The following is a 4,050-nucleotide window of genomic DNA, read 5'->3' on the forward strand; positions in this document are numbered from 1 at the left end:
TGCCCGGCGCGTGAACAGTGGCGAATGGGGCCCCGTGGACCGGGTGGCCGTCATCGCCGCCCTGAGCGCCGTGGAGCGCGAGCTGGCCGAGGTCAGGGGTCAGTACCGGTGATCGTGAAATTTCACGCCAGAGGCACCGGTGCGGGCTCAGGGCCGGTGGGTTATCTGCTGGGCCGGGATCGAGACCGCCACGATGCCGAAGTGCTACGCGGCGATCCGGACCAGACCGAGGCGCTGATCGATGCCAGTAACTACGCCAAGCGGTACACCAGTGGGGTGCTGTCCTTCGCCGAGAAAGGCGTCTCTGAGGCCGACAAGCGGGCCATCATGGAGGACTTCGAGCGCACGCTGATGTCGGGGCTCGATGCCGACCAGTACGACTGCCTGTGGGTCGAGCACCGCGACAAAGGCCGGCTAGAACTGAACTTCGTCATCCCCAATACCGAGCTGACCACCGGGAAGCGCTTGCAGCCGTACTACGACCGCGCCGACCGGCCTCGCGTCGATGCGTGGCAGACCATGACGAACGAGCGTTACGGCCTGCACGACCCCAACGACCCAGCGAACCAGAGGGCCCTCACGACGCCGGCGAACTTGCCCCGTGACAAGGCGCAGGCCCAGCGGCAGATCACCGATAGCCTGTTGGCCCTGGCCGAGAAAAGCGAGGTGACGGATCGCGCTGGCGTGGTGGCCACCCTCGAGGACGCGGGTTTCGAGGTGACACGCCAGACGAAGACCAGCATCAGCATTGCCGACCCGGAGGGCGGCAAGCCGATGCGACTGCGAGGGAAGCTGTATGAGCGAGATTTCACGGTTGGCGACGGCCTTCGAGAAGAGATCGACAGAGCAAGCCGAGAGTACCGAGAAAGCCGTGCAGAGCGCGTTCGAGAGGCACGAGAACGCCTTGCTGTCGGCATTGAGCGAAAGCGAGAAGAGAACCAACGACGCTATCCGCGCCCAGAGCCGGTCTTTACAGCGGACCGCGCTCAGGAGCTGGATGGCCGTGACCATCCCGATAGTCGCCAGTTTGGCGCTGGGCTTGGGAGCCATCGCGACGATGGGCTGGTACATCACCGGCCAGATCAACGAGATCGCCAGCCACAACGCGACGCTCGAGCAGTTGAGGAGCGAGGGCGGCGCGATCCAGCTGACTCATTGCGGGGACACTCGGCGGGTATGCGCAAAGGTCTCCAGCGAGAGTCTAGGAGAGCACGCGAGGACATTTGGCGAGAACGGCCAGTATCGAATCCTGGAGGGGTATTAGATGACGGACCTGGAGCGCGAACTGTTGAGCGCCTTCGAGAGCTTACAGGCCGCCTACGAGGAGCAGCATCGGGAGTGGCAGAGCGCCTACGAGAGTTTGCAGAGCATGTTCGAGGCCACGAAGCGCGACAACGCGGCGCTGAGCGCCCAGGTGAAGAGCTTGAGCAAGCAGGTCAACGACTTGAGCGAGAAGGTCGAGCGCTGGACGCCAGAGGGCAGGAGGCGTTAAAACAGCGGAGGCGCGAGTTTCAGCAGGGCCGCAATGGTCCAGGAATGGAGCTCTGAAAAGGATACACCCCCGAACCCGGATAGTTTGGCGACCAGACGGGAACGGGGGTGCAGATTGGTGAGGATATTGTGGCCCAACCCCTAGAGGCCTGCCAAGGCCCAGCAGCAACGAATCTGGCGCTTTTTCGCCAGCGGCTCCCTCGAAAGCCCTATCACACCGACACGCTGGGCGATGGTCTGCGTATACGCGACGTGCAGAAGGCCCTCGCTTCTCGGTATATCCAGCCCAACGGTCCGACGCACCGCTATTGGCTCGTCTACGACGTGGATCGCTACGACGCCGCTCTGGACTGGAACGACCGCGGCGCCCCGCCGCCGACGATCGTGGCCCAGAACCCCGACAATGGGCATGCCCATTTGATCTACGGCCTCGATGTGGCCGTGAGAACGGCGCCTGACGCGAAATCTGGGCCGCTGCGCTACGCGGCGGCCGTGGATTGCGCGCTGAGAGCCCTCCTGGATGCCGACCAGGGTTATGCCGGCCTGATCTGCAAGAACCCCTTGCACCCACACTGGCGCGTTACCGAGTGGGAGCCCCGGCTGTACGAGCTGGGCGACCTGGATAGCTGGCTCGACTTGAGCACCTACGGCGACCGCCGTAAGCGCCTTCCCGACTACGGGCTGGGGCGGAACTGCAACCTGTTCGAGCGGCTGCGCCATTGGGCCTACAAGGCGATCCGCCAGGGCTGGCCGGACTACGATCGCTGGCACGAGGCTGTGCTGACCCGCGCACGGGCCTACAACGACACTGATCCGACGCTACCGGACAATGAGATCCGGGCCACAGCTAAGAGCGTGGCCCAGTACACTCACAAGCACTTCAGCCCCGAGGGTTTCAGTCGGTGGCAAGCCGCTCAGGGACGTAAGGGAGGTGTTCGGTCCGGGGAGGTGCGTCGGGCAGGGTCTGAAGCCGAGAGCCAGCCCTGGGCCGCTCTCGGCATATCTCGGCGGACGTATTACCGGAGGAAGGGGGCCGATCTTTTGTAGCGGTTCAGGTAGCTTAGAGGGCTGGGCTCAAGTCATTATTTTCTTCAATCCGCAGCATTCGGATGTCGGAGACACAATCCTTCAGCCAAGGAAACTCTTGGCTCATTTGGTTGATGGCCATCACGGTTTTTACAGCATCCACTGTCTCGTCGCCGAAGTAGACACTGCCTTGCTGTCGGTTGAACCCTTTGGTGGCCAAGAACTTTTTGATATCGCCATAAGCATTGTTATAGCTGTTGCCTGAGTAATTGGCTTCAAGAGCTGCAATGCTCAGGTCAAAACTAATTGCGTACATGGACAACCCCGGAAGTTCTGAGAGTGGATTCACATGCCATAGCATACGAGCTTAGGGGCTCTTTCGGCTAGCGTGGCACTCGAAGCCATATCAGATAATAGCCCCTTGGGGGGGTCTCCGGGGTGGCCCTTGCCCTACTGGTATATACCGAGATCTGGGCGTTTCTTCTACAAGCCCTCGCCCCCGTCTTCGGCAGCGAGCTGAGTCGGATCTTTGATCCGCGAGGTCGAGCTGCCCGACAACCGAGCAGCCGTGAGGGCGTCAGCCTGGTCACTTCAGGATGTAGGCGATCAGTACTAGCACGGGAATGAGCGCTTCCATGTTTGCCTCCTTTACTGTTGGTGGGTTTCAACTCGTATTTATGTTCGAGCGAAATTAAAGGCCCTTTCTTCTAGAGTCCGGGTTATTGCACCCTTGCTGCGACTGGCTACGTAAGCCAGTATACACAGAGGGCCCTCCGCTCGCTTCGCTCGGTCGGGCCTCTGTGATCCTGGATCAGGGGGCTACGCCCCCCGATACCCCCCGTGGCCACCGCCCACGCCGCGACCGCTTTAGGCGGTCACGTCCTGGTCGGCGGCTCGGTTCCACCCCCAAGGAGGCTTGATCAATGAGCGCGTTTTCACCGGAGTACCTAGCTGAGCTGGAGAAGGGCGCGGATGCCCTCACGGAATGCCACCGTCGGCTGGATTCTCTTGAGCAGACTTTGGAAGAGGAACCGACGCCAGACACCGCCAGGGCGGCGTTTCAGCATCTTGGATGGTGTGCTGAATCGGTCGAGGTCTGTTGTGGCTCCGAGTTCATCATGCCCCATGATGCTGATGAGCTATGGACGCGGTTCCTGGCCCTTGCCCAGCGTGCCGGGCAGTGGGGCGGAGGTGTGGCCTGATGCCTGAAGCGATGCGCGACAAGATCATCAAGGTCCGGGTGAGCGCTGAGGAATATGAAACGCTGAAATGGCGCTGCCCCAGGCCCCGTCTCGCCGAGTGGATGCGCGAGCAGTGCCTGAACCCCGATGGTGACTGGGTGCGCCAGTCCAAGGGCCCTGATCCCGTCGATCCGGCTCTACTGCGGCAGCTCGCTGGGATCGGTAACAACCTGAACCAGGTTGCCCGGCGCGTGAACAGTGGCGAATGGGGCCCCGTGGACCGGGTGGCCGTCATCGCCGCCCTGAGCGCCGTGGAGCGCGAGCTGGCCGAGGTCAGGGGTCAGTACCGGTG

5 protein-coding genes and 1 pseudogene are annotated in these 4,050 nt (G+C 62.2%); 5 read left to right on the forward strand and 1 reads right to left on the reverse strand.

Annotated elements, in window-relative coordinates; all coding sequences use genetic code 11:
- Nucleotides 1–24: 24 nt before the first annotated feature.
- The 3 genes and pseudogenes from OP495_RS16715 to OP495_RS16725 form a co-directional block, all read left to right on the forward strand.
- Nucleotides 25–804 (forward strand): annotated as a pseudogene (locus OP495_RS16715) (relaxase/mobilization nuclease domain-containing protein); the annotation flags it as partial.
- Nucleotides 805–1,264: 460 nt separating this feature from the next.
- The gene (locus OP495_RS16720) at nucleotides 1,265–1,492 is read left to right on the forward strand and encodes an MbeD family mobilization/exclusion protein (RefSeq protein ID WP_280570866.1); all 228 of its coding nucleotides are present in this window, start codon (nucleotides 1,265–1,267) and stop codon (nucleotides 1,490–1,492) included.
- Nucleotides 1,493–1,620: 128 nt separating this feature from the next.
- Entirely contained in the window at nucleotides 1,621–2,538 is a 918-nt protein-coding gene (locus OP495_RS16725) for a replication initiation protein (RefSeq protein WP_280570860.1), read from the forward strand.
- 13 nt (nucleotides 2,539–2,551) lie between these two features.
- On the opposite strand, the gene OP495_RS16730 is transcribed toward OP495_RS16725, so the two are convergent.
- The gene (locus OP495_RS16730) at nucleotides 2,552–2,833 is read right to left on the reverse strand and encodes a hypothetical protein (RefSeq protein WP_280570862.1); all 282 of its coding nucleotides are present in this window, start codon (nucleotides 2,831–2,833) and stop codon (nucleotides 2,552–2,554) included.
- A 607-nt stretch (nucleotides 2,834–3,440) separates the two neighbouring features.
- Here OP495_RS16730 and OP495_RS16735 point away from each other — a divergent pair.
- Nucleotides 3,441–3,719, forward strand: coding sequence for a hypothetical protein (locus OP495_RS16735; protein WP_280570863.1), 279 nt, complete (start codon nucleotides 3,441–3,443; stop codon nucleotides 3,717–3,719).
- Nucleotides 3,719–4,050: MobC family plasmid mobilization relaxosome protein (locus OP495_RS16740; protein WP_280570865.1), on the forward strand; the 332-nt coding region annotated here is incomplete at its 3' end. The genes OP495_RS16735 and OP495_RS16740, both read left to right, overlap by 1 nt.

Origin of the sequence: Chromohalobacter sp. 296-RDG, from assembly GCF_029889885.1 — a bacterium.
GTDB lineage: Bacteria > Pseudomonadota > Gammaproteobacteria > Pseudomonadales > Halomonadaceae > Chromohalobacter.